A 21,543-nucleotide genomic window follows, 5' to 3' on the forward strand; every position below is an offset into this window, starting at 1 on the left:
GCGTCGTTCGTAAGTTGGTATCGCTTTAGCTATGATTGGGATTGATGACGGCAGTCACATTCGACACGGACACACCATTGCTTGCGATCCTTGTACGGCTCGGGCTGGCCTGCCTTTGCGGATTTCTGATCGGATTCGAACGGGAGGTTCGCGAGCGTCCGGCTGGACTTCGCACCCATATGCTGACCTCGCTGGCAGCCGCCCTCTTTGCCCTCATCACGATTGAGATGATGGCGGTATTCGCAGCCAATGACGAACGCACCCAGCTCGACCCATTGCGGGTTGTGGAGGCCGTCACAGCGGGGGTGGCCTTTCTGGCGGCCGGGACCATCATTCAGGCACGTGGCAACGTCAAAGGCCTGACGACTGGTGCCGGCATGTGGCTTGCCGGCGCCATCGGGCTGGCCTGCGGCGCAGGGTTCCTGGCAATCGCTCTCATCGCGACCGTATTCGCACTCATCATCCTGGTGCCGCTGCGAGTGATGGAATCCCATCTCTTCAACAAGCGCCCCCTGGGGAAGGACGCAGGCGAGGACTAGGGCGTCAGCAGGGTAGACCCCGTGGTCTGCCGGCCTTCCAGGGCGCGGTGCGCATCCGCCGCCTTGTCCAGTGGGAAAGTCTGCCCGACCTGGGCCTTGATGGTCCCGGTCTTCAGCGCACCGAGCAAAGCAGCCGAACCGCGGCGCCAGTCCTCATCCTGCGCAATGAAATGGTAAAGCCCTGGCCGCGTCATGACGAGTGAACCACGCCGGTTGAGCTCTCCCGGAGACAGCGGTTCGACGGCGCCGGATGCATTGCCATATGTCATCCACCATCCACGCGGCTTCAGACTGTCAAGCGACGCTTTCGCCGACGACTTGCCGACACTGTCATAGGAGACATCGACGCCCTTGCCTCCCGTCAGGGCGCGCACGCGTCCAGCGACGTCTTCGTGCGAAAAGATGACCTGATCAGCCCCAGCCTTGCGCGCAAGTTCGGCTTTCTCTTCAGTGGACGTCACAGCCAGGACGCGAACCCCCATCGATGTTGCCCACGGTACGAGCAACGAACCGACACCGCCTGATGGCGCCCAGACCAGGGCGGTTTCTCCGGGGCTGGCCCTGCGGATTTCAAAGAGCAGCATCCAGGCAGTCAGCCCCTTTAGAAGGGTCGCAGCTGCGTCTTCCTCGGAAATGCCGTCGGGCAACTTGATCATGCGAGCGGCGGGACCGGTAAAATGCGTCGCATAGGTGCCTGAACCCAGATAGGCGACGCGATCACCCACATTCAGATTTTTGACACCTTCGCCAATCGCGCTGACCGTGCCAGCCGCCTCCTGGCCTGGTGTGAAAGGCAGCTTGGCCGGATAAAGCCCGGTGCGGAAATAGGTGTCGATGAAATTGAGGCCGATGGCGCTCTGCCGGATCAGGGCTTCGCCCGGGCCAGGCTCTCTTGGCTCCACCGGGACTTTGGTTAAAATGTCCGGTCCACCTGTCTCGTTAATCTGAATGCAATAAGCGTCGCTCATGGTTAAGGCTCCCGGAATCATGATGGATTGGTGCTGTTATGACCAAGATAGGAATGATCTGCGGCGTTGACGAGGCCGGACGCGGCCCTTGGGCGGGGCCGGTAACGGCCGGCGCGGTCATACTCGACCCGGCGCAACCCATTGATGGACTGACAGATTCCAAGAAACTCACAGAAGCCCGCCGCGAGGCGCTTTACCCGGAAATCAAGGCAAAAGCCCTGACCTTCGGCATAGGCTGGGCGAGTCCCGATGAGATTGACCGTCTCAATATCCGCGAAGCAACATTCCTCGCCATGACGCGCGCAATAGCCATAATGGGCATCATCCCGGACAAGGTTCTTGTGGATGGAAATTCGCTGCCAAGGGCCCTTCCCTGCCCGGCGAGCGCAATTGTCAAGGGCGACCTGACCGAGCCTGCAATCTCAGCTGCCTCGATCCTCGCCAAGGTCGCCCGGGACCGCGAGATGCAAGGCCTTGCCAACCAGTATCCCGGCTACGGCTTCCGTCAGCACAAGGGGTATGGCACGGCCGCGCATTCGTCAGCCTTGCGGGAACTCGGCCCCTGCAAGTGTCACCGAATGACCTTCGCGCCTGTCCGTAGGGCACTCGAAGCGGCCGCCTGAGACCACAGAAAATCCTTCAAAGCACCTTTCCGGCACCCCGAGATGTTAACCCGCAATTAACCATGTCGGCGGGACTCTTCGCCAAAGTATGGAGGAGGCACGCAGATGATCGTGTTTGGTGCTCATCCCTGGTTTGGAGAAACCGGGCGCAAATACAAGTTCAACGTCACCCTGACGGACAAGGGAATCCCTGATGGCGCAGGGATCTATGTCTTCGTGCGCCGGCGGTTCGTCTTCTTTCTCGACCCGCTCTACATCGGCAAGGCGACCAACCTCAAAAGCCGCCTGATCGGCCATGAGCGCTGGCCGGAGGCCTGGTGGAATCGCGGCGCAACGGAGCGCCACATCCTGAAAGTGCCGAATGCCCGCGCCCGTGCCCGCATCGAGGAAGACCTCATCCGGCGCTATCAGCCTGTCATGAACGACATGCTTATCCCGCGCGGCGTTCTCGACGCGCCCAATAACCGCAAACTCGAAAAGGCCTGGCGGCGCAAGCGCTTCTGGAACCGTTTCTGGTGGGGCAAGGCCCACATCGGCTAGCCGACGCGACGTCAGCCCTCCCCGGCTCTCTGATTTCTGCTTATTCTCGCGGAAAACAGAAACAGTCATTCAGGGAGGCATGCTTGTAATGGGCAACAGCATCTTCAATCTCGGCGACATGCTCGATGCCGTTGGCCGCGAGCTTGGCGCCAATGATCCAGCACTGATCCACGGAGACCGCATTGTTTCATGGCCCGAGATGACGGCGCGTTCGAACAATGTCGCCCGAAACCTTCGTGCACGCGGTATCGAGACAGGTGACAAGGCCGGTTTCTATCTGCGCAACCAGCCGGAATACATGGAAGCGCTCGCCGCCTGCTTCAAAGGCCGCTTCACCCACGTCAACGTGAACTATCGCTACCTCGACGACGAACTGACCTACATTTTCGACAATTCGGACTCCGCCGTCGTCTTCTTTGACCGGGAGTTTCGCGGCAATGTTGAGCGGGTGCGGACAAAACTTCCGAAGGTGAAAGCCTGGGTCGAGATTGGCGGCGATGGGTCGGACACGCCCGACTTTGCCCTGACCTATGAACACCTCGCCAGCGAAGGCGACGGAGCGCCGCTGGACATCGAGCGGTCCGATGATGACCAGCTCTTCCTCTATACCGGAGGCACCACGGGCATGCCGAAAGGCGTCATGTGGAGCCACCGCATCTGGCGCGAAAGCTCCCGCGAAGCGATGGTGAAAATCTACGGCTTCGCGCCTGAGAACATGGACCAGCACATTGCGTGGACAAATGAGGCAGGAAAACTGTCGCGTCAGCTTCCGGCCTGCCCGCTGATGCATGGCACCGGCCTGTTCACAGCCATGGGCTCGATGATTGCGGGCGGCTGCATCGTTACATTGCAGAACACGAAAACGTTTGACCCGGTAGAACTCTGGGAAACGGTGGACCGCCATGGCGTTACGGCCATGGCCATTGTTGGCGACGCCTTCGCCAAGCCCATGCTGAAAGTGCTCGAAGCCAATCCTGGCAAGTATGACCTGTCATCCGTACAGACGATCACCAGCTCCGGCGTGATGTGGTCCATGGAGGTCAAGCGCGGGCTCATCAAACACATCCCGCAGGTCGCACTGATGGACAGTTTCGGGGCTTCCGAAGCGGTCGGTTTCGGCATGTCGGTGACAACCGCAGAGGGCGTTCAGCAGACCGCGAAATTCCAGATTGGGGATACGTGCAAGGTGTTCACCGAAGACCGCCGCGAGGTGAAACCCGGCTCCGGAGAGGCCGGCCTCATCGCCCGCGGCGGCGCCGTGCCCCTCGGCTATTACAAGGACCCTGAAAAGTCCGCCAAGACCTTCTGGGAAGTCGATGGTGTCCGGTATGCGGTTCCGGGAGACTGGTGCACAGTCGATGAAGACGGCACGATCACCCTGCTTGGCCGAGGGTCGAACTGCATAAATTCGGCCGGCGAAAAAATCTATCCGGAAGAAGTGGAAGAGGCGCTGAAGAATCATGAGGCTGTGCGCGATGCCCTGGTGGTCGGCCTGCCAGACGACAAATGGGGCTCAGCGGTCACCGCCGTCGTGGAACTGAATGACGGGGCAAAGGCAGACGAAGACACGCTGCGCAGTTTCGTGCAGACCCAACTTGCGCGCTACAAGGCCCCCAAACGCATCTTCTTCAAGGCGGATCTCGGGCGCGCTCCCAACGGCAAGGCAGATTACAAGTCGATCAAGGCGTATGCGCTGGAACAGGCGGAGACAGCGGCGAATATGAGGTAGAGCTCGCCTGGCAGCGTCCCGAACGCTGCAGGAATTTTTGCGTGGCGCCGTCCCCACCCATCCGTTGCGCGATTAAGGAATGCGCTCCAGAAACCATGCAGATTTGCAGCCTCTTTAACCTAAAGAATAACCCTGCCTATGGGCAGCATCCCCTCTCTGAAGACTGAAGCAACCAATACAGCTTGGGAATAGCACTTATCGCAAACTTGCAACAAGCAAGCCGCATGCTTGTGCTGCACCGCAACAATATTGCGCAAAAGTAATGCATATAGACATAGCTCGTTAAGACATTCGACAATTTGGTTGTCGGGTGAACAGTCCCGTCTTTGTCTCGGTCGCAAGGTGTAACAGAGACAACAAGTAAGGATCCTCCCATGAGACTATGCTTTCGTTCCCAGTTCGGCGCTGCCACTGCGCTCGCACTGATTGCCAGCCTCCCGTCGATGCCTGCCCTTGCGCAGGACGAAGACTCTGCAGAAGCACGACAGAGTACGGTCTTCGTGACCGGTCGGCGCGTCTCGACCACCGACGAAGCGATCGGCCTCGACGAGGCGACGAATACCGTCGCCGTCACACGCGAAGAACTTCTTTCGGCTCCAGGCGGCATTTCCGGCCTGAAAATGCTGGAGTCTCTGCCAGGCTTCAACGTGCAGACAGATGGCGCGCTCGGCCTCTATGAGTTCGGCAACTCGGTGACGGTCCGTGCCTTCAACCTGCAACAGATCGGGTTCGTCCTCGACGGCGTGCCGATGGGCCGCTCGGATGCATTCGGGGGAAGCCCGATCTTCCGTTACGTGGACAATGAGAATCTCGGCTCGGTTGTGGCCTCGCCCGGCGCGGGCGACGTCTCCCTGCCCAGCTATGCCTCTCTCGGCCCGATCGTCTCCTATAATACAGTCGACACGTCCGACGAGGCGGGCGGCATGATTGCCTATACGCTCGGTGACGACAATCTGGAGCGCAGCTTCATCAAGCTCGAAACCGGCAATATTGGCGGTCTCTCGGCCTATGTCAGCCGCTCGAAAACCGACAGCGACCTGTGGCGCGGCCCCGGCACGATCGACCGCGAACATATCGAAGGAAAGATCAAGTATGAGTTCGACGCCGACACATTCCTGACTTTCGGCTATGTTCACAATGACTTCTTCGACTACGATTCCCCGTCCGGCCCGGAATCGGTGTTCGAGGCGGACTATTATTACGGCTACTCCCCGATCCTGCCCGAAACAGGCTGTGTGGCGCCACTTTCTGTCGACTTCAACAATGACGGCGTGATCGATGACAATGACTACACACCGATCTTCACCGGCAGCGCCTGTACCAGGTATTATGAAGACCGCATCAATATCCGTGACGATACGCTGTATTCGTTGAACTTCGAGACTGACATCACCGACGGGCTGACGCTGAAGGCAACCGCCTACCGGGAAGACAAGGACGGCTATGGCGTCTCGCCCGACAGTTATCCGAACTCGCTTGCCATCTATAACCGCCAGCTTGCAGCCGGCCTCGACGTCACCCATCCGCGCGGCGTGCAATGGGGCCTGTCGGAAGTCGGCGGCGAACGGACAGGCCTGGTCGCCGGGCTGGAATGGCACGTCGCAAACCATACGCTTGAAGCCGGCGTCTGGTATGAGGACGAGGACTATAACCGCACGCAGCAGCGCCTGAACAAGACCAATGGCTCATCCGACGGCAACGTGATCGCGGACGAAACAGCCTATTTCCGGCGTGACTACACATCGGTGCGCGAGACCACCCAGCTCTACATCAAGGACACGGTCAGCCTGCTCGACGACAAGCTCAACGTCGAAGTCGGCATCAAGAGCCTCAGCGTTGACTACTCGCTCGATGGCTACCGCGACTATAACGACTACGAAATGTTCGGCCCTCAAAGCATCGAAGCCGAATATGAGGACAATTTCTCCCCAATGGTGGGCGCAGTCTATCAGCTGACAGACTTCGACCAGGTCTTTGCGTCCTACTCGCAGAACTATGCCTTGCCGCGCGGGGCAGATGACATCTTCTCGATTGCATCGACCAATCACGCCACCGATCCGTTGCCCGCCCCGGAGGGCGAGGAATCCAACAACTATGAAATCGGCATCCGGACAAACAGGCCCGAATTCTACGGGTCTGCAGCATTGTTCTATACCAGCTTTGATAATCGCCTTGTCGCAGGAAGCGTCATCAACCCCGCGACCAGTCAACCGGAAGCGTTTTATCTCAATGCGGGTGAGACCGAGGCTTACGGTTTCGAGCTCTCGGGCGTGTACCAGCCTTCGGTGTTCAATGATGTACTCTATTTCGACGGGAACTTGACCTACAATAAAGCAGAGTCGAAGGACGCCTTCGCCGGAAACCCGGCCGGTTCACGTCTCGCCGACAGCCCGGAATGGCTGTTTACCGGCGGCGTCACCTACGAACCCACAGAGTGGCTGGTTGCCAACATTTCCGGCAAATACACAGGCGAACGCTATGCAGACTTCGCCGAGAGCTATGAGATGGAATCCTACACCGTCCTCAGCGCCTATCTGGACCTTGGCGGACCAAACGGGTTCGGCGTTCCGGAAAATGTGAATCTGCGCTTCAATGTCGACAATCTGCTCGATGAAGAAGTGCCAACCGCTTTCGTCTTTGCCGGCGTAGCATTCTTCCGTCCGCTCAATCCGCGGACCTTCCAGGCCACGCTCACCGTGCGCTTCTAGCGCAGCGATCCTCTCTGGAAGCTGGGGCAGGCAGCTGGCCTAGGCCGGTTTGCCCGCCTCGCAATTTCAAAGCGCCGGCCCAAGGCCCCAACACCGCCTTGAAATCGTGCTATGCGTGTGATCATAACGCGTCTTCGGTGGTGAGGGATGAACATGCGGCGTGTCCTGTTCTGGTTGATGATTTTCTCCTTGTTTGGCGGTGCGTTCGCGACGACGCTCGTGGCCTTGCAGCCAAAGACAACGCTTCATCATCCTGAGTTTGGCACCGATTGCCGCGAGCTCCTGACAGGCAGCACGCAGGATGCGGTCGACTGCGTGCGCGTCTTCTATGGCACCAACCGGAAAGTCAGATTTGACGGTGCCGCCCCGGCTGCTGATGGCGAAATCGACACGACTGGCACCGAAGCCGAAAATGCTGGTGAGCTACACCTTGGCCGCGCCGATGTCTGGTTGCCGAAACTGATTGAGGAAGGCGGGACGAGGGAGCGCGGCGAGACACCATTCCTTCAGGGCGAGGTGCCCGAAGAGGACAATGAGCTCGTCAAATATGTCTTCCTGACGCGCATCACCAAGACGGGTCAGGAACGCTTCCTGATGGAACTCGACGACCAGCTGATCGAGAACAATTCCTACTCCGCCCTCCTCTTTGTGCACGGCTTTAACACGCCATTCGAGGACGCGCTGATCCGCTCGGCTCAGCTTTCGGTCGATCTGTCCCGCCGCGACCTGTTCGACGTTGGCGTGCCGATCCTGTTCAGCTGGCCGTCCGCCGGCAAGGTGTCGCTCGGCGATTATCGTGGCGATCAGGACCGGTCCATCGAGGCCGCCCCATATCTCGAAGAATTCCTCGATATCATCATCGAGAATTCCGACATCGACCGGATCAACATCGTCGCCCACTCCATGGGCAACCGTATACTCACCAAGGCGCTCGAAGACTATGCTGCCGACTATCTCGAAAGGCATGGCGAGGGCGACATCGAGTTCCGCATCATCCTCGTCGCCGCGGATGTCGACCGCGAAATCTTCGATCAGATCACCGGTGTGCTCGACAATCTGAAAGCCAATGTGACGATCTATACCTCGGACGCCGACCGCGCCCTGCATGTCAGCGAGATCGTCAACCAGAAGCTCCGACTCGGTGATACCGATGGCAACAAGCCCTATATCCGCCGCAACGAGTTCTACGAGACGGTCGACGCGACCGGAGTCGCAACAGAGCTGTTCGGCCTTGGCCACAATTATTATTCGGACAATCCTTTCATCCTCGGCGACATGCTATGCGCCATGGCAGAGGCCAATCCGGAAGACCGCGCGCTGGAACGACTGCGCTTCGGCGCGCTCGACGACGGCGATGAGTATTTCCGCGTCAACGCGGAAATCGCGCCTGGCTATGAAGAGTGCTCCCTGTTCCGCGATGCCTTTCCGCTGACCGATGTGAGCCAGGCCCCCGCAGACGCCCGCTTTGGCCCAGCCCGCGAAATGGCCCCGCCTCCACCGCCTCCTCCGCCCGTCATGGAAGAGGCACCGGCGCCGCGTAGCGCACCCCCGACCGCGCTGCCGCCATTTTATGTCGTCATTTATGTGAACGACCGCGACGATTTCGATCCGGAGTCGCTCGCGCCTCAATTCATGCCAGCCCTGGCGCGCGGCGATGTTTCCTCTGTCACGATCCGCGCTCATACCGACACAGTTGGCTCTGATGAAGACAACCAGGCGCGGACAAGAGGCTGGGCAGACGCTCTCAAGGCGTACATCGTGAACGCAGCAGGGGTTGAACCCGACATCATTGTCACTGAAGCCCTCGGCGAAGCGCAGCCCGTCGAAGCGACAGATGACGAGGTGGACGAGCCACTCAACCGCCGCATCGAGCTGATGATCGAGTATGAGTAGGCTGTTCGGAGCCTTTGCGCTCTGGCAGGCTGCATGCGATAGAGCGCCATGGCTGACGACATGATGACCGGGCTCGTGCCGCCCCTGTTTGCGGACGTGCCGAAGAGCGTAACGTTCAAGAAGCTTCGCAAGCGGATTGTTCGCAATGCCCTTCAGGCAATTGACGATTTCGGCATGGTCGACCGCGCGCGGCCCGACAAGCCGAAATGGCTGGTCTGCCTGTCAGGCGGCAAGGATAGCTATGGGCTGCTTGCGGCTCTGCTTGACCTGCAATGGCAAGGGGCGCTGCCGGTGGACCTCATCGCCTGCAACCTCGACCAGGGACAGCCCGGATTTCCCAAACACGTCCTGCCGGAATGGCTGGACAAGGTCGGCGTAAAGTACCGGATCGAGACCGAGGACACCTATTCCATCGTCACCGAAAAAGTGCCGGAAGGGCGGACCTTCTGCTCCATGTGCTCGCGCTTGCGCCGCGGCATCCTCTACCGCATCGCGCGCGAGGAAGGCTGCGAGGCCATCGTGCTCGGTCACCACCGCGACGATGCGCTCGAGACCTTCATGATGAACCTCGTGCATGGCGGGCGGATGGCAGCAATGCCACCAAAACTGCTCAATGATGCTGGCGACATGTTCGTGCTGCGCCCGCTGATCACCTGCGCCGAAGATGATCTTGCCAAGTTTGCCGAGGCGATGAACTTCCCGATCATCCCGTGCAATCTCTGCGGCTCACAGGACGGGCTGCAGCGGGTAGCGATGAAACAGATGCTGGATGACTGGGAACGCAAGAAGCCGGGCGTGCGGCAGGTCATGGCGCATGCGCTCGCAACCGTGCGACCGAGCCACCTGCATGACCCGCGCGTGTTTGACTTTGCCGGACTTGCGTTCGGACAGGCGGGCGAGGACGATCCGAACGTGCCGTTCTAGCGAATTTGCAATCCTATAAGTTTTCACTTATATAAGACACGACTTATAGGAAAAGCCCCATGGATTTCTCAAAAGTGTTTGGCGCCGTGGACCGTTCGGTCGAGGAAGGCGAACGCGACGGCAAGCCCGTTCGCGCAGTACGCCTCTCGCGCGTCTACGATACCGATATCGACGACCTCTGGGATGCGATTACCAATCCCGAACGCCTTCCCCGTTCTTTCCTGCCGGTCGAGGGCGACCTCAGGCCCGGTGGCCGGTACCAGCTCGTTGGGAATGCCGGGGGCACAATTCTGAAATGTGACAAGCCAGAGCATCTTTCCCTCACCTGGGAGTTCGGCGCCGAAATCAGCTGGCTGGAGATACATCTCTCGCCAGATGGAGACGAGGCCCGCCTGACGCTCATCCACACCGCGCCCGTCAGTCCTCACTGGGAGACCTATGGGCCAGGCGCGGTCGGCGTCGGCTGGGATCTTGGCCTGATGGGAATGCAGTTTCACCTCGCTGATCCGGATGCAAAATTCGACGAGACCGCATTCGGCCAGTCTGACGAGGGAAAATGGCTGATCCGTCAGTGCGGCAAAGCCTGGGGCAAGGCAGATGCCGCAAGTGGAGCAGAACCTGAGATCGCGGCGAAGCGCGCCGCCGCCACAACCGCCTTCTATCTCGGCGAAACGCCGCCGGGGGCCTGATGAACGCCTTTGATGTCCTAGGTGATCCGGTTCGGCGGAGAATACTCGAGCTGCTCGCCGAGACAGAACAACCTGCTGGTGCCGTTTCAGACGTCATAAGCACCGAGTTTGGCATATCGCAGGCGGCAGTCTCACAGCATCTGAAAATTCTGCGCGAGACCGGCTTCGCCACGTCGACCATCGACGGGACGCGACGAATCTATGCGATCCGCGCGGACGGATTGAAAGCGGCGGATGCGTGGCTGGACAAGTTCCGCACCTTCTGGGAGCCAAAGTTCATGGCGCTTGAAACCGAGATTGAGCGCGGCAAGAAGCAGCGCCGGGACCGTGATTAACCGGCGCCGTTCAGGCGGCGGGTGCATTCTTCCACACCAGAGCTGATCCGGGCCTTCTCATAAAGCCCCCGGGCTTCGCGCCAGCAATCAATTGCCTCAACATGGTCATCCAGCATGTCATGCAGGCGAGCGAGTGGACGAATCGCGTTGGCGAGTGTTCCGGCCGGCAGATCCTCAATCTCCCGATAGAGATCCAGCGCTTCCTGATAGTGCGTCTTGGCAAGGCCAAACCGGCCCAGTTCGGCGGTCACATCTCCCAGATGGCGGATCACATGCGCCACAACGAGCTGCGGCACGTCTTCGCGGCGGCAGAGGTTGGCCGCTTCGACGTAAAGCCTCTCTGCGTCATCGAAGCGGCCTTCGTCGCGATAGCATTGTCCCTTGGCCATCAGGGCCCGGACAATCGTTTCGGGATCACGAGTACTGCGCGCATATTCGAGCGCGTCTGTCGCAAGAAGATGAGCTTCGTCGGGATTGTCGTCCCGGCGCGCGATGTAGACCCTCTTGATGAGTTCATCGACATCCGTTCTCATAATATGTCCTGCATAGCAGATTTCAGTAACGAGGGCCATTGAAAGCGACCTGGCCACTTCGTCATATCGTGCCGCTTCGGCAATGTGATTCTGCCTACTCTTCTTCCCAGCCAAACACATCCTCGATGCCAGCGTGGAACACGCGGGATATGCGGAAAGCGCTCTCCAGGGACGGCGAGTACCGCCCCTGTTCGATGGCAATGACGGTCTGGCGTGTCACGCCAATCGCCTGGCCAAGCGCTGCCTGGGACAGGCCGTCCCGCTCGCGCAATTCCCGCACACGATTGGTAATGGGAGGACGCTTCGCCATCACGCTCAGACCCCGCCGCGATAATAGACAATCCGCGCGCCGTATTCGGCGATCTGCGAGACCATCAGTGCGAGGAAGGCGGCATGGAAAAGCAGATTGCCATCATAGGTAAAGAGATACGCGCCCAGGGCGGCGAGAACGCCGACGCCAAGCAGGACGCCGCTGACATTGCCCGCCCGAGCCGCAATCAGCTTGTCACGCTCATCCATCATATCGTCGGCTTCTGAGGGCTTAGCCACTGCGATCAGGACGTGCCCGACAATCGAAAGGATCACGATCACCACGATGTAGGCGATGACGACCGGCAGCACCGGCGGCGCCAGCTGCTCCATTCCTGCCGACATGCCGGCAATGGTTCGCACGTACCAGCCAAGGCCTGCGAGCAGAATGACGGCCATCGCCCATGCGGATTTTTCGTGGAAAGACATGGCGTTGACGCCTCCTTGTAAAAGATATTTGACACACAGATAGTCAAAAATTTTTGACTGTCAAATATTTTTTACAAGAATTCGCGCCTAGCCAGAGGGCTCGTCCAGTTGTGTTATGTCGGATATCCAGTCCGAATAGCTGGCAGCGCGCGTATACACGCCGGGACTGCCTGCGCGCGCACAGCCGAGGCCCCAGCTTACAATGCCGACCTGAATCGGCTCACCATACTCATCGTGGACAACCAGCGGCCCGCCACTATCGCCATAGCAGGAGTCCTGCTCGCCGCCGCCCGCGCAGACTGTGTGCTCACCGAGGCTATAGTCGCCATAGACCTGCTCGAGCCCGTGAAGCTCAATTGCGGCGTCGAGCCCGGCCTTGCATGCGTCCAGGCTGAGGAGGGGCAGGCTCGCCTGCTGCAGCCTCAGGCTGGGGGCATAGACAGCGCGGCCACGGGCATTGAGGTCACCCTCCGCCACGCTGGTTTCTTCCGTGTTACCATAGCCAGCAACAGATACATACGTATCCGAAGCAAGACTGATCGCGTCGAAACCAAGGCCATCGATCCGCATATATGGCCCTTTATAGCCCGCCTCGATTTGCAGGAGCGCGATATCGCTGCCTCGCTCGAATTCTCCTGGCACATAATCGGGATGGATATGGAGCGCCGTGACCGCATAAGTCTTCACGTCTTCATCGTCTGCAAGGTGGGTCCTGCCCACAGCGACCCGCATCGGACCGAGGCGTTGCATCATCCCATCTTCGCGGCGGTAATACTGGGCCGCGGTCCCGTTACGCTCGATCCTGGCTTCATCGACGCAATGGGCAGCCGTGAGCAGCCAGCGTTCTGAGATCATCGTCGCCCCGCATTCATGCATCATGGACCGGCCCTGCGCATATTGCAGCGAGGCAATGCCCGGCCAGTCATCGGCGAGGGCATCTTCGCCCGCAACCACGCAGGACGCTGTGGTGGCCAGCGCAGCGATGCCGACCATGACCGTCCGGATCTCTTCATGTTTCATGACGCGTCCCCTTCGACTTGCCGTGCGCCATTCTGGCCAAGTTCATCAGCCTTGCAAATAGGAGCCGCGACACAAGAGAACTGAAAAGTTCAGGCAAAGCCTCTCGCCTTCCATCCAGCGGGGTGCTTTGTTGCCCTTCGATGAAAGCGCCGTGCGCCGGGCGAGAAGCGCGCCTACAGGAGAGGATACGTCCATGAAACAGAGTCTCATTACAAGCATCAGCATGTTGGCACTGGCAGCGTGCAGCGGCGCGGCAACGGGCGCGCAGACAGACACGTCTTCGGCCCAGCCAGCGGCCCAGGCGACCGACACGGTCTACACAGTCATGACGTCCGGCACGAAGATCGGCGACATGCTCGTGACGGAAGCTGGCGACACCGTCACCGTGGATTTTGAATACCGCAACAATGGACGCGGCCCGACCATGCTCGAAACGATAACAGTCGGTGAGAATGGCGTCCCGGTCGCCTGGAACGTTGCAGGCAATTCAACCTTCGGCAACGCCATCAATGAGAGCTTCACGCTCGATGGAAGCGCCGCACGCTGGACCGACTCGACGGGGGACGGCGAAGCCGTCGTGGCTGAACCCTCCGTCTATATCGCACAATCGGGCACGCCCTATTCCCTTGCGATCTATTCTGCAGCGCTTCTGGCCGATGCGGACCAGTCCATGCCTGCCCTGCCCGGCGGTTCCCTTTCGCTGCAGGAGCTGGAGACGTTTTCCGTCAGCGGCGCTGACGAAGAAACAGTGACCGCCTATGCGCTCATTGGCCCGGAACTCGACCCGACCTATTTCCTGCTCGACGATGAGGATGCGCTGTTTGCGCAGATCTCACCTGAATTCCTGATCGTCCGCGAAGGCTTTGAAGACGAAGACGTCCGTCTCCGAGACAAGGCCGTTCACTATTCCACGACACGCTTCGAACAGCTGCAGGCCGAAACCGCTCACACATTCGACGCGCCGGTCCGCATCACCAATGTCCGCATCTTCGACCCTCACACAATGGGGCTTACACCGCCCGCCTCCGTCCTTGTCGAGGGTGAGCGGATTGTCTCGATTGACGCTGCCAACGCGGGAGCAGCTGGCGAATATGTCATTGATGGCGCGGGAGGCACGCTGATTCCCGGGCTTTCCGACATGCATGGCCATATGGGACAGGATGCAGCCATGCAGAACCTGGCTGCCGGCGTTACCTTCGTCCGTGACATGGGCAATGACAATGAAGTGCTGGCTGAACTGATCGAAAAGATCGATGCCGGTACCCTTGCCGGACCACGCATTGTCCAGTCCAGCTTTATCGAAGGAAAGAGCCCCTACAACTCCAACAATGGCATGATCGTCACCAGCCAGGAGGAAGCGAACGAGGCCGTCCGCAAATCCTGCGAGATGGGTGTGTTCCACCAGATCAAGATCTACAATTCCATGAAGGGCGAGTGGGTCCCCGAAATGGTGGACCTGGCCCACGAATGCGGCCTGCGCGTTGCCGGTCACGTCCCGGCCTTCTCGCGCGCCGATGCGATGATCGAGGCGGGCTATGATGAGCTCACCCACATCAACCAGGTCATGCTTGGCTGGGTGCTGGACGCTGATGAGGACACACGCACCCTGCTGCGCCTGACCGCGCTTCAGCGCCTGCCGAAACTTGACCTTGCTTCAGACGCGGTCAAACACACGCTGGACCTGATGGTGGCGAACGACGTCGCCATTGACCCGACATTCGCCATCCATGAATCGCTCCTCCTGTCACGCAATGGAGAGCTCAACCCGGGCATGGTCGATTATATCGAACATATGCCCGTCGGTGTGCAGCGCCGGGCGCGCCAGGCCTGGTCGAACATCGAGACACCGGAAGACGATGCTGCCTATGCCGGCGCTTTCGACCAGATCACCGAGACGCTGCAGATGATGCATGATCGCGGGATCTTCATCCTGTTCGGGACGGACCTTGGCGGCGCGCTCACCCTTCACCGCGAGCTTGAACTCTACCAGACCATCGGTTTCACGCCGGGCGAGATCCTTCGTCGCTCAACGCAGGATGCCGCCGATTATCTCGGAATGGGCGAGGACATCGGATCTATCGAGGAGGGCAAGCTTGCCGACTTCTTTTTGGTGCCGGGAGACCCAGTCAGTGATCTCAAAGCCGTCAAGACGATCCGGATGGTGATGAAAGGCGGCGTCGCCTACTTCCCGAGCGAAATCTACCCGGCCTTCGGGATCGAGCCGTTCACGGACGCGCCAGAAATCGTCGCGCCCGAATGACGACGCAGGCACCTGCCCCCGCAGGAATCGTCATCCACGTCGATGGCGACGCCTGCCCGGTGAAGGATGAGGTCTACAAGGTTGCCTTGCGCCACCGGCTACCGGTGAACGTTGTCGCCAACAGCTTTATCCGCGTCCCTTCCAATTCGCTGTTCCAGCTGGTGATGGTGCATGAAGGGCCCGATGTCGCGGATGACTGGATCGCCGAGCGCGCCGATGCAAGGTCGGTCGTTATCACAGCGGACATATTGCTCGCTGAGCGCTGCCTGCAGAAAGGTGCGCGCGCTCTTTCCCCAAAAGGCAAGGCGTTCACGCAGAACTCGATCGGCCAGCAGGTCGCCACACGTGCTATCATGGAGGACCTGCGCTCGACCGGTGAACAGACCAGCGGCCCTGCCCCTTTCAGACCGGCTGACCGGTCGAATTTCCTGTCGGCTCTCGAAGTGGAAATCCAGAGGCTGAAACGGGCAGGGTGACCCTCAAGGGGCCGGCGTTGCCACGATGAATTCCGCGCTCAGCTTCCGCTCCGGACGGAAGGTCTCCACCACATGAAAGCCAGCCTCATCAATCTGATCGAACAATTGATCGCGCTTCAGGAATTTGACATGTGGCGCCTTGCCGATGAGCTGCATCACCGGAATGACAAAGGGCGCGATTGGCATCGCATCTTTCAGGCAGACCGTGCTCTGGATGAAATGCCCACCCGGTTTCAGCAGGCTTCTTGCCTTATTCATCACAGCAAGCGGATCGCGGCAGAGATGGATGATGTTGAGCGCCAGCACGACATCGAACTGGCGGCCCCTGGCGTCGAACTCCTCGATCCCGGTGCATTCGAACGTGACATTCTCTATGCCAGCCTCACGCGCCTTGTCCCGTCCAATGGCCAGCATGTTGTCGGCAAGATCGGTCGCGAGGATATGCCTGACGTAAGGGGCGTGCAGGATTGCGGTTGAGCCTGTACCACAGCCAAACTCGAACACATCACTGTCTGGCGTCAGGTATTTCCGCGTGATCTCGAGCTTCTTCTCATAGCTCTCCTGATCGGCAATCGGCTGGCTCGCATATTTCGCGGCGAGCTTGTCCCAGAAACGCTGGTCCTTCGCAGTGGCAGTCTTCATCAATTCATCCTAAATCGCGCGCCAAAGAGACCCTTATTGATATTCGATATATTGTAAAGAGAATTCGGCCTAACGTGTAGGCGCCCGCATCAGCTCCGGGTCGAGCTCAGAGACCTTCGTCGCACCGAGAAGCGACATGGTCCGCACCAGCTCCTCCTCGAGGATGGTCAGCGCACGCCGCACGCCATCTTCCCCGCCAGCACCCAGTCCATAGAGCGAGGCCCGCCCAAGTGCCACGCCGGTCGCGCCAAGCATCAGGAGCTTTGCCACGTGGCTGCCGCGCCGGACGCCGCCATCTGCGATGATTTCTGCGCGTCCGCCCACAGCATCGACGAGTTCGGGCAGCAGGTCGATGGTCGGCACAGAAGTGTCGAGCTGACGGCCACCATGATTGGAGACCCAGACCGCATCAGCGCCAATATCGATGGCGCGCTTTGCATCTTCTGCGCGCGAAATACCCTTCACCGCAAAGCCGTGTCCCCAGAACTCTCGAATCCACTCGACATCCTTCCACGTCACTGCACGAGAAAATTGCTGGTTCACAAAGCCGACGACGCCGCCCTGGTCGCCATGCTCGCGCATATGGTCAAAATTGGCAGGCGTTATCTTCGGGCTTGTAAGGAGATCCCACATCCAGCGCGGCTTCGTGATGACCTGCCGGGCAAGCGACAGGTTCGGCGTCGGCGGCACAGAGAACCGGTTGCGCGGATCACGCTCGCGATTGCCGCCGACCGGGAGATCAACGGTCAGGATACAACCGGTAAAGCCAGCATCCTTGGCGCGCGCAAGGAAGTTGCGAACGATACCCATATCCTTCCAGACATAGACCTGCACCCATTTCGGCCCGGACGAGGCTTTTGCGATATCCTCCACAGTCTGCGAGGCAAGCGTCGAGCAGGCATAGATCACACCCGCCTTTTCAGCAGCCCTTGCCATGGCAAGCTCGCCTTCTGACGGGTGGAACAGCCTAGTGGAAGCCGTCGGCGATATGAAAAAAGGCAGGCGCGTCTCCTGCCCCATGATACGCGTGGCGGTGTCGATCTCCGTCACATCGCAGAGCGCCCGCCATGTCAGCTGATAATCGTCATAGCGCCGCACCGAATGGCGCAGCGTCACCTCGTCATCCGCGCCGCCATCGATATAATCGAACACCATGCGCGGCAGCCTGCGTTTCGCCATGGTCCGAAGATCATTGATATTCAGCGCGTCTTTGAGTTTCATCGCAGCAGCCCTTCGCGGACGCTCACCCGCCTCTCAGGCTTACGAGCTTGACGGTCCCCGCGTCAATTTTCGTCTGGTGCCATGACAGTCAGAGAGGAGGTGGATTATGGACATTAGCGGAATGGCGCATGTCATTGTAACGGCTGGAGATTTCGAAAAGACGTCCGCCTTCTATCGCAAGCTTCTGCCGGCCATGGGGCTCAGCATCGTCTCCGACACGGAAGAAATCTTCTATTGCGTCGGCGCCCGCACCGCGTTCGGCGTGCGCAAGCCACACGATGAATTCAGGGGCGAGCGGGCCAATCAGTGGCGCGTCGGCCTGCATCATTACTGTTTCCGGGCCAAGGACCGTGCGACGGTCGATGAAGTGCACGAACTGGTCAGATCCATTGGCGGCACCATCGTCCACGCCCCCGAGGAAGGGCCCTGGGCGCCGGGCTATTATTCGGTCCTCTTCGAGGATCCGGACGGAATGCGCGGCGAGGTAAATTATGTGCCGGGAAAAGGCGTCCTGGCGGAAGGTGCAGAATTCCGGACTCACTGAAACACCTGTGCGGGAACTGGACGAAACCGTCTCGCGTTTGAGCCACAGCAGCAATCCGCAATCAACCGATCGGAGACCAGAAGTGGCAGACAAGAGCGACATCGAAAAGGAGGCCAGCGAAGGCCTCGCCAGGCAGCATATCAGGCCCGCCGGCCCTGAAAACATGAAGGATCCACCTGAAGACTGGGACGTCGCAGACGAGCAGTCCGACGAATCCTTCCCGGCAAGCGACCCTCCTGCCAATTATTGAGGCTGGGAGCGGCGGCCAGCCGGCTGGCGCTTGTCGCCATTCCATGCTCCACTGCCCCCTCAACAAGATTGGGGTCGCACATGAAATATGCCTGCCTTTCCGCCTTCGCTCTTCTTCTCACAGCCTGCGGAGGCGGCGATTCAGACCTGCCTCCAGAGGACATGGCCGCGCCTGCCCCTCCTTCGGAGTCGGCCACTGTCGATGACAGCGAGCCTGATATACCCATTGTGGGCGGGCCATGCAGCTATGAGGAGACCGTCATCGACGCCCACGTCATCGCTGTTGACGACGACCTTGTCGAACTTGCCGGGAATGGCACTCAGAGCTTCTACATGCAGGTCGGGGATTTTCCGTCTGTGCCGGAGGCTGGCGCCGATTACACAATCAAGGCCGAACTGATCACCGAGGGCACCTGCACGCCCAAGATCTATACGGTGATCGACGGGGATGTCGGCGGTGTGGAGTAAGCCGCTTCTCGCAGCGATGCTTGGAATGGCGATTTCGTCAGGTTGTCAGGGCCCCGCCGTCGGCGGGCCGTGCACCTATGACGAGATGGATTTCACCGCCACGCCCACAGGCTACACCGAGACCGGCGTCCTGTTCCTAAATCCGCACGGGGTAGAGATCGACATTCAGAAGAACAGGTTCGAAACCGTTCCGGAAGCAGGCGAAGAAGTCACCTTGCAGGTAATGAAGATCACCAGCGGCAGCTGCACGCCGGAGATTTACACCGTGGTTGACGACAGCGCCGGTTAGCGCCGCCCGAACAGGCGTTCAATATCGGCGAGCTTGAGTTCGACATAGGTCGGGCGGCCGTGATTGCACTGGCCTGAATAGGGTGTGGCTTCCATCTGGCGGAGCAGCGCGTTCATCTCGTCTGAATTGAGCCTTCGGCCGGCACGAACGGCCCCGCCAGCACAGGCCATATTGCCCATGACATCCTCGAAGCGCTCCTTCAGGGCGAGGCCTTCTTCGTATTCGGCGAAATCATCGGCGAGGTCCTTGATCAGGCTGGCCGCATCCATATTGCCGAAGAGGGCCGGCGTCGCGCGCACGCAAACCGCCCCTGCCCCGAAAGCTTCGATTTCGAGGCCCATCTCGGCCAGTTCCTCAGCCCGGTCCAGCACACGGGTCGCTTCGTCTTCAGCAAGCTCGACGACTTCCGGGATGAGCAGGGCCTGGCGTTTGACGCCGTCGGAGGCCATCTGGGCTTTCATCTGCTCATAGACGAGCCGTTCATGCGCGGCGTGCTGGTCGACAATGACGATGCCGTCGCGCGTCTGGGCGACGATATAGGTCTCGTGTAGCTGCGCCCGGGCAACGCCGAGCGGGAAGTCATGGGTGGCGCCGTCCTGCGGAAGATCGGCCTCCATGCGGACGGACGGGGCGTCGTAGCGCGTCTCGCCCTCAGCCATGCCGGGCGTTGGCGGCGCTGGCTCATAGGCTTGCGGCGAGACCTGCGGACGCGGCGGCGGACTGCCATAAGAGTCGCGAAACAGGCTGGACCGGTCCCATACCGAAGGCTGCGGCAGTGGCGCGTCGCGCTGGCTCTCCCCTTCCGACTGCATCCGGCCAAGCGCATAGCCTGCGACCGTCGTACTTGCCCTGTGGCCGGCTGCGGCCAGCGAGTGGCGAAGCGAACCGATAATCAGCCCGCGCACATTACCGGCATCGCGAAAGCGCACTTCGGTCTTGGCCGGGTGGACGTTCACATCGACCAGCTCCGGGTCGCAATCAACGAAGAGCGCCGCCATGGGGTGGCGGTCACGGGCGAGGAAATCCTGATAGGCCGCGCGGATGACGCCCGTCAGCATCCGGTCCTTCACAGGCCGGCCATTCACGAAGAGGTACTGGTAGGAGCCATTGCCGCGATTAAGTGTCGGCAGGCCGGCAAATCCCGAAAGCTGCACACCGTCCCGTTCCGATTCGATAGCGATCGCATTCTCGCGAAAATCACGGCCCATGATCGCGCCGAGTCGCTCGAGATGACCCTCTGGGGTCGGCTGGTGCGCGGCATAGCGGAACGTGCTGCGGCCATTGCTTTCCAGCGAGAAGCTGACATCGGCATTGGCCATGGCGAGCCGTTTGACGGCGTCAGTGACGGCCATGGTCTCGGCGCGGTCGGACTTCATGAATTTGAGGCGCGCGGGCGTCGCATGAAAGAGGTCGCGCACCTCGATTCGCGTACCGGTCTCACCCTTGCCGGTCCATGCGGCGGGCTTCGGCCCTTCGACGCGTCCGGCCTCAATAAAGACTTCGGCAGCATCCTCCCCGGCGGCACGCGAGGTGATTGTCATGCGCGACACGCTGGCGATGGAGGGCAGCGCCTCCCCGCGAAACCCCATCGTATGGATATTGAGCAGGTCGATCATGCCGTCCGCGCCAGGCGCAAGCTTTGATGTTGCATGACGCTCCAGCGCCATCAGCATGTCGGCACCGCTCATCCCGCAGCCATTGTCCTCTACGCAGATGCGCTTCAGCCCACCATCCTCGATACTGACGGAAATGGCGGTCGCGCCCGCATCAAGCGCATTTTCCACCAGCTCCTTCACAGCGGCTGCGGGCCGTTCGACGACCTCGCCAGCCGCGATACGATTGACCGCGTCAGGCGGCAGCTGACGGATGACCGGACGGTCTGGAAGGCGCGCAGAATCAGGCATGAAGGGCAATTGTATCAGGGTTTAGTGGCTGGGTGCACTATTGAGGCAGGTCCCTCCACAGCTGTTGGGTGCGTCACCCTCGACCGCGTCACGCGGTCTGAGGGTCCATCTCCTACCGCAGACGCGGTCGCGTGTGGACGATGCCGGAGATGGGCTCTCAGATGAGCCTGACGGCTCATCGAGAGTGACGCGAAGTGGAACCGCCTCACAAAACCGAAAAAAGGCGGCCATTTCTGACCGCCTTTATCAAT

Annotated in this window: 23 protein-coding genes; 15 read left to right on the forward strand and 8 right to left on the reverse strand. The window is 60.1% G+C overall.

The window, feature by feature from the left end; genetic code table 11:
• The first annotated feature begins 44 nt into the window (after window positions 1-44).
• The gene (locus B8746_RS15370; RefSeq protein ID WP_084394585.1) at window positions 45-539 is read left to right on the forward strand and encodes an MgtC/SapB family protein; all 495 of its coding nucleotides are present in this window, start codon (window positions 45-47) and stop codon (window positions 537-539) included.
• Here the strand turns inward: B8746_RS15370 and B8746_RS15375 are convergent.
• Window positions 536-1,507 carry a quinone oxidoreductase family protein gene (locus B8746_RS15375; RefSeq protein ID WP_084394586.1) on the reverse strand — a complete coding sequence of 324 codons (972 nt, stop codon included), beginning with the start codon at window positions 1,505-1,507 and terminating at the stop codon, window positions 536-538. The genes B8746_RS15370 and B8746_RS15375 overlap by 4 nt on opposite strands.
• Window positions 1,508-1,545: 38 nt before the next feature.
• Here B8746_RS15375 and rnhB point away from each other — a divergent pair, with 38 nt between their 5' ends.
• The 8 genes from rnhB to B8746_RS15415 all read left to right on the forward strand — a co-directional run bounded on the left by rnhB (window position 1,546) and on the right by B8746_RS15415 (window position 10,948).
• The gene (gene rnhB / locus B8746_RS15380) at window positions 1,546-2,130 is read left to right on the forward strand and encodes a ribonuclease HII (protein ID WP_188657391.1); all 585 of its coding nucleotides are present in this window, start codon (window positions 1,546-1,548) and stop codon (window positions 2,128-2,130) included.
• A 105-nt stretch (window positions 2,131-2,235) separates the two neighbouring features.
• The gene (locus tag B8746_RS15385; RefSeq protein ID WP_084394587.1) at window positions 2,236-2,670 is read left to right on the forward strand and encodes a GIY-YIG nuclease family protein; all 435 of its coding nucleotides are present in this window, start codon (window positions 2,236-2,238) and stop codon (window positions 2,668-2,670) included.
• 88 nt (window positions 2,671-2,758) lie between these two features.
• A complete protein-coding gene (locus B8746_RS15390) occupies window positions 2,759-4,399 on the forward strand; it encodes an acyl-CoA synthetase (RefSeq protein ID WP_084394588.1) in 1,641 nt (546 codons plus the stop codon).
• Between the two features lie 374 nt (window positions 4,400-4,773).
• The gene (locus tag B8746_RS15395; RefSeq protein WP_084394589.1) at window positions 4,774-7,107 is read left to right on the forward strand and encodes a TonB-dependent receptor; all 2,334 of its coding nucleotides are present in this window, start codon (window positions 4,774-4,776) and stop codon (window positions 7,105-7,107) included.
• 147 nt (window positions 7,108-7,254) lie between these two features.
• Window positions 7,255-9,000: an alpha/beta hydrolase gene (locus B8746_RS15400; RefSeq protein WP_084394590.1), complete on the forward strand. Its 1,746-nt coding sequence runs from the start codon at window positions 7,255-7,257 to the stop codon at window positions 8,998-9,000.
• 48 nt (window positions 9,001-9,048) lie between these two features.
• Window positions 9,049-9,924: a tRNA 2-thiocytidine(32) synthetase TtcA gene (gene ttcA / locus B8746_RS15405; protein ID WP_084394591.1), complete on the forward strand. Its 876-nt coding sequence runs from the start codon at window positions 9,049-9,051 to the stop codon at window positions 9,922-9,924.
• Between the two features lie 59 nt (window positions 9,925-9,983).
• Window positions 9,984-10,613, forward strand: coding sequence for an SRPBCC family protein (locus B8746_RS15410; protein ID WP_084394592.1), 630 nt, complete (start codon window positions 9,984-9,986; stop codon window positions 10,611-10,613).
• Window positions 10,613-10,948: an ArsR/SmtB family transcription factor gene (locus B8746_RS15415; RefSeq protein WP_084394593.1), complete on the forward strand. Its 336-nt coding sequence runs from the start codon at window positions 10,613-10,615 to the stop codon at window positions 10,946-10,948. Before B8746_RS15410 ends, B8746_RS15415 begins: the two co-directional genes overlap by 1 nt.
• On the opposite strand, the gene B8746_RS15420 is transcribed toward B8746_RS15415, so the two are convergent.
• From B8746_RS15420 to B8746_RS15435, 4 genes are all read right to left on the reverse strand, one after another.
• Window positions 10,945-11,481, reverse strand: a complete 537-nt coding sequence (locus B8746_RS15420; RefSeq protein WP_158084662.1) for a tetratricopeptide repeat protein — start codon at window positions 11,479-11,481, stop codon at window positions 10,945-10,947. The genes B8746_RS15415 and B8746_RS15420 overlap by 4 nt on opposite strands.
• Before the next feature lie 94 nt (window positions 11,482-11,575).
• Window positions 11,576-11,791, reverse strand: a complete 216-nt coding sequence (locus tag B8746_RS15425) for a helix-turn-helix transcriptional regulator (RefSeq protein ID WP_084394595.1) — start codon at window positions 11,789-11,791, stop codon at window positions 11,576-11,578.
• A 5-nt stretch (window positions 11,792-11,796) separates the two neighbouring features.
• Window positions 11,797-12,219 carry a hypothetical protein gene (locus B8746_RS15430; protein WP_084394596.1) on the reverse strand — a complete coding sequence of 141 codons (423 nt, stop codon included), beginning with the start codon at window positions 12,217-12,219 and terminating at the stop codon, window positions 11,797-11,799.
• An 87-nt stretch (window positions 12,220-12,306) separates the two neighbouring features.
• Window positions 12,307-13,239: a S1 family serine peptidase gene (locus B8746_RS15435; RefSeq protein WP_084394597.1), complete on the reverse strand. Its 933-nt coding sequence runs from the start codon at window positions 13,237-13,239 to the stop codon at window positions 12,307-12,309.
• A gap of 193 nt (window positions 13,240-13,432) precedes the next feature.
• Between B8746_RS15435 and B8746_RS15440 the strand changes: the two genes are divergently transcribed.
• On the forward strand, window positions 13,433-15,499 hold the full coding sequence (locus tag B8746_RS15440) for an amidohydrolase family protein (protein ID WP_084394598.1): 2,067 nt from the start codon (window positions 13,433-13,435) through the stop codon (window positions 15,497-15,499).
• Entirely contained in the window at window positions 15,496-15,975 is a 480-nt protein-coding gene (locus B8746_RS15445; protein WP_084394599.1) for a YaiI/YqxD family protein, read from the forward strand. The genes B8746_RS15440 and B8746_RS15445 overlap by 4 nt, the downstream gene beginning before the upstream one ends.
• Window positions 15,976-15,978: 3 nt before the next feature.
• On the opposite strand, the gene B8746_RS15450 is transcribed toward B8746_RS15445, so the two are convergent.
• Together B8746_RS15450 and B8746_RS15455 are read right to left on the reverse strand one after the other, a co-directional pair.
• Window positions 15,979-16,617, reverse strand: coding sequence for a class I SAM-dependent methyltransferase (locus tag B8746_RS15450; protein WP_084394600.1), 639 nt, complete (start codon window positions 16,615-16,617; stop codon window positions 15,979-15,981).
• A 69-nt stretch (window positions 16,618-16,686) separates the two neighbouring features.
• Window positions 16,687-17,838, reverse strand: a complete 1,152-nt coding sequence (locus B8746_RS15455) for an alpha-hydroxy acid oxidase (RefSeq protein ID WP_084394601.1) — start codon at window positions 17,836-17,838, stop codon at window positions 16,687-16,689.
• Between the two features lie 106 nt (window positions 17,839-17,944).
• Here B8746_RS15455 and B8746_RS15460 point away from each other — a divergent pair, with 106 nt between their 5' ends.
• The 4 genes from B8746_RS15460 (at window position 17,945) to B8746_RS15470 (ending at window position 19,388) form a co-directional block, all read left to right on the forward strand.
• Window positions 17,945-18,382 carry a VOC family protein gene (locus B8746_RS15460; protein WP_084394602.1) on the forward strand — a complete coding sequence of 146 codons (438 nt, stop codon included), beginning with the start codon at window positions 17,945-17,947 and terminating at the stop codon, window positions 18,380-18,382.
• A gap of 82 nt (window positions 18,383-18,464) precedes the next feature.
• Window positions 18,465-18,632, forward strand: a complete 168-nt coding sequence (locus tag B8746_RS17275) for a hypothetical protein (RefSeq protein WP_188657392.1) — start codon at window positions 18,465-18,467, stop codon at window positions 18,630-18,632.
• A gap of 80 nt (window positions 18,633-18,712) precedes the next feature.
• On the forward strand, window positions 18,713-19,099 hold the full coding sequence (locus B8746_RS15465) for a hypothetical protein (RefSeq protein WP_084394603.1): 387 nt from the start codon (window positions 18,713-18,715) through the stop codon (window positions 19,097-19,099).
• A gap of 25 nt (window positions 19,100-19,124) precedes the next feature.
• Window positions 19,125-19,388 (forward strand): hypothetical protein, encoded by a 264-nt coding sequence (locus B8746_RS15470; protein WP_084394604.1) that lies wholly within the window; start codon window positions 19,125-19,127, stop codon window positions 19,386-19,388.
• On the opposite strand, the gene mutL is transcribed toward B8746_RS15470, so the two are convergent.
• Window positions 19,385-21,292, reverse strand: a complete 1,908-nt coding sequence (gene mutL / locus B8746_RS15475; protein WP_084394605.1) for a DNA mismatch repair endonuclease MutL — start codon at window positions 21,290-21,292, stop codon at window positions 19,385-19,387. The two genes, B8746_RS15470 and mutL, sit on opposite strands and share 4 nt — an antisense overlap.
• Window positions 21,293-21,543 lie beyond the last annotated feature (251 nt).

This window comes from Henriciella pelagia (assembly GCF_002088945.1).
GTDB lineage: Bacteria > Pseudomonadota > Alphaproteobacteria > Caulobacterales > Hyphomonadaceae > Henriciella > Henriciella pelagia.

Excerpts from the sequence above, each read along its gene's own strand:
- B8746_RS15370 (WP_084394585.1), top strand. The coding sequence starts at position 45 with ATGACGGCAGTCACATTCGACACGGACACACCATTGCTTGCGATCCTT.
- B8746_RS15375 (WP_084394586.1), bottom strand. The coding sequence starts at position 1,507 with ATGAGCGACGCTTATTGCATTCAGATTAACGAGACAGGTGGACCGGAC.
- rnhB (WP_188657391.1), top strand. The coding sequence starts at position 1,546 with ATGACCAAGATAGGAATGATCTGCGGCGTTGACGAGGCCGGACGCGGC.
- B8746_RS15385 (WP_084394587.1), top strand. The coding sequence starts at position 2,236 with ATGATCGTGTTTGGTGCTCATCCCTGGTTTGGAGAAACCGGGCGCAAA.
- B8746_RS15390 (WP_084394588.1), top strand. The coding sequence starts at position 2,759 with ATGGGCAACAGCATCTTCAATCTCGGCGACATGCTCGATGCCGTTGGC.
- B8746_RS15395 (WP_084394589.1), top strand. The coding sequence starts at position 4,774 with ATGAGACTATGCTTTCGTTCCCAGTTCGGCGCTGCCACTGCGCTCGCA.
- B8746_RS15400 (WP_084394590.1), top strand. The coding sequence starts at position 7,255 with ATGAACATGCGGCGTGTCCTGTTCTGGTTGATGATTTTCTCCTTGTTT.
- ttcA (WP_084394591.1), top strand. The coding sequence starts at position 9,049 with ATGGCTGACGACATGATGACCGGGCTCGTGCCGCCCCTGTTTGCGGAC.
- B8746_RS15410 (WP_084394592.1), top strand. The coding sequence starts at position 9,984 with ATGGATTTCTCAAAAGTGTTTGGCGCCGTGGACCGTTCGGTCGAGGAA.
- B8746_RS15415 (WP_084394593.1), top strand. The coding sequence starts at position 10,613 with ATGAACGCCTTTGATGTCCTAGGTGATCCGGTTCGGCGGAGAATACTC.
- B8746_RS15420 (WP_158084662.1), bottom strand. The coding sequence starts at position 11,481 with ATGAGAACGGATGTCGATGAACTCATCAAGAGGGTCTACATCGCGCGC.
- B8746_RS15425 (WP_084394595.1), bottom strand. The coding sequence starts at position 11,791 with ATGGCGAAGCGTCCTCCCATTACCAATCGTGTGCGGGAATTGCGCGAG.
- B8746_RS15430 (WP_084394596.1), bottom strand. The coding sequence starts at position 12,219 with ATGTCTTTCCACGAAAAATCCGCATGGGCGATGGCCGTCATTCTGCTC.
- B8746_RS15435 (WP_084394597.1), bottom strand. The coding sequence starts at position 13,239 with ATGAAACATGAAGAGATCCGGACGGTCATGGTCGGCATCGCTGCGCTG.
- B8746_RS15440 (WP_084394598.1), top strand. The coding sequence starts at position 13,433 with ATGAAACAGAGTCTCATTACAAGCATCAGCATGTTGGCACTGGCAGCG.
- B8746_RS15445 (WP_084394599.1), top strand. The coding sequence starts at position 15,496 with ATGACGACGCAGGCACCTGCCCCCGCAGGAATCGTCATCCACGTCGAT.
- B8746_RS15450 (WP_084394600.1), bottom strand. The coding sequence starts at position 16,617 with ATGAAGACTGCCACTGCGAAGGACCAGCGTTTCTGGGACAAGCTCGCC.
- B8746_RS15455 (WP_084394601.1), bottom strand. The coding sequence starts at position 17,838 with ATGAAACTCAAAGACGCGCTGAATATCAATGATCTTCGGACCATGGCG.
- B8746_RS15460 (WP_084394602.1), top strand. The coding sequence starts at position 17,945 with ATGGACATTAGCGGAATGGCGCATGTCATTGTAACGGCTGGAGATTTC.
- B8746_RS15465 (WP_084394603.1), top strand. The coding sequence starts at position 18,713 with ATGAAATATGCCTGCCTTTCCGCCTTCGCTCTTCTTCTCACAGCCTGC.
- B8746_RS15470 (WP_084394604.1), top strand. The coding sequence starts at position 19,125 with ATGGCGATTTCGTCAGGTTGTCAGGGCCCCGCCGTCGGCGGGCCGTGC.
- mutL (WP_084394605.1), bottom strand. The coding sequence starts at position 21,292 with ATGCCTGATTCTGCGCGCCTTCCAGACCGTCCGGTCATCCGTCAGCTG.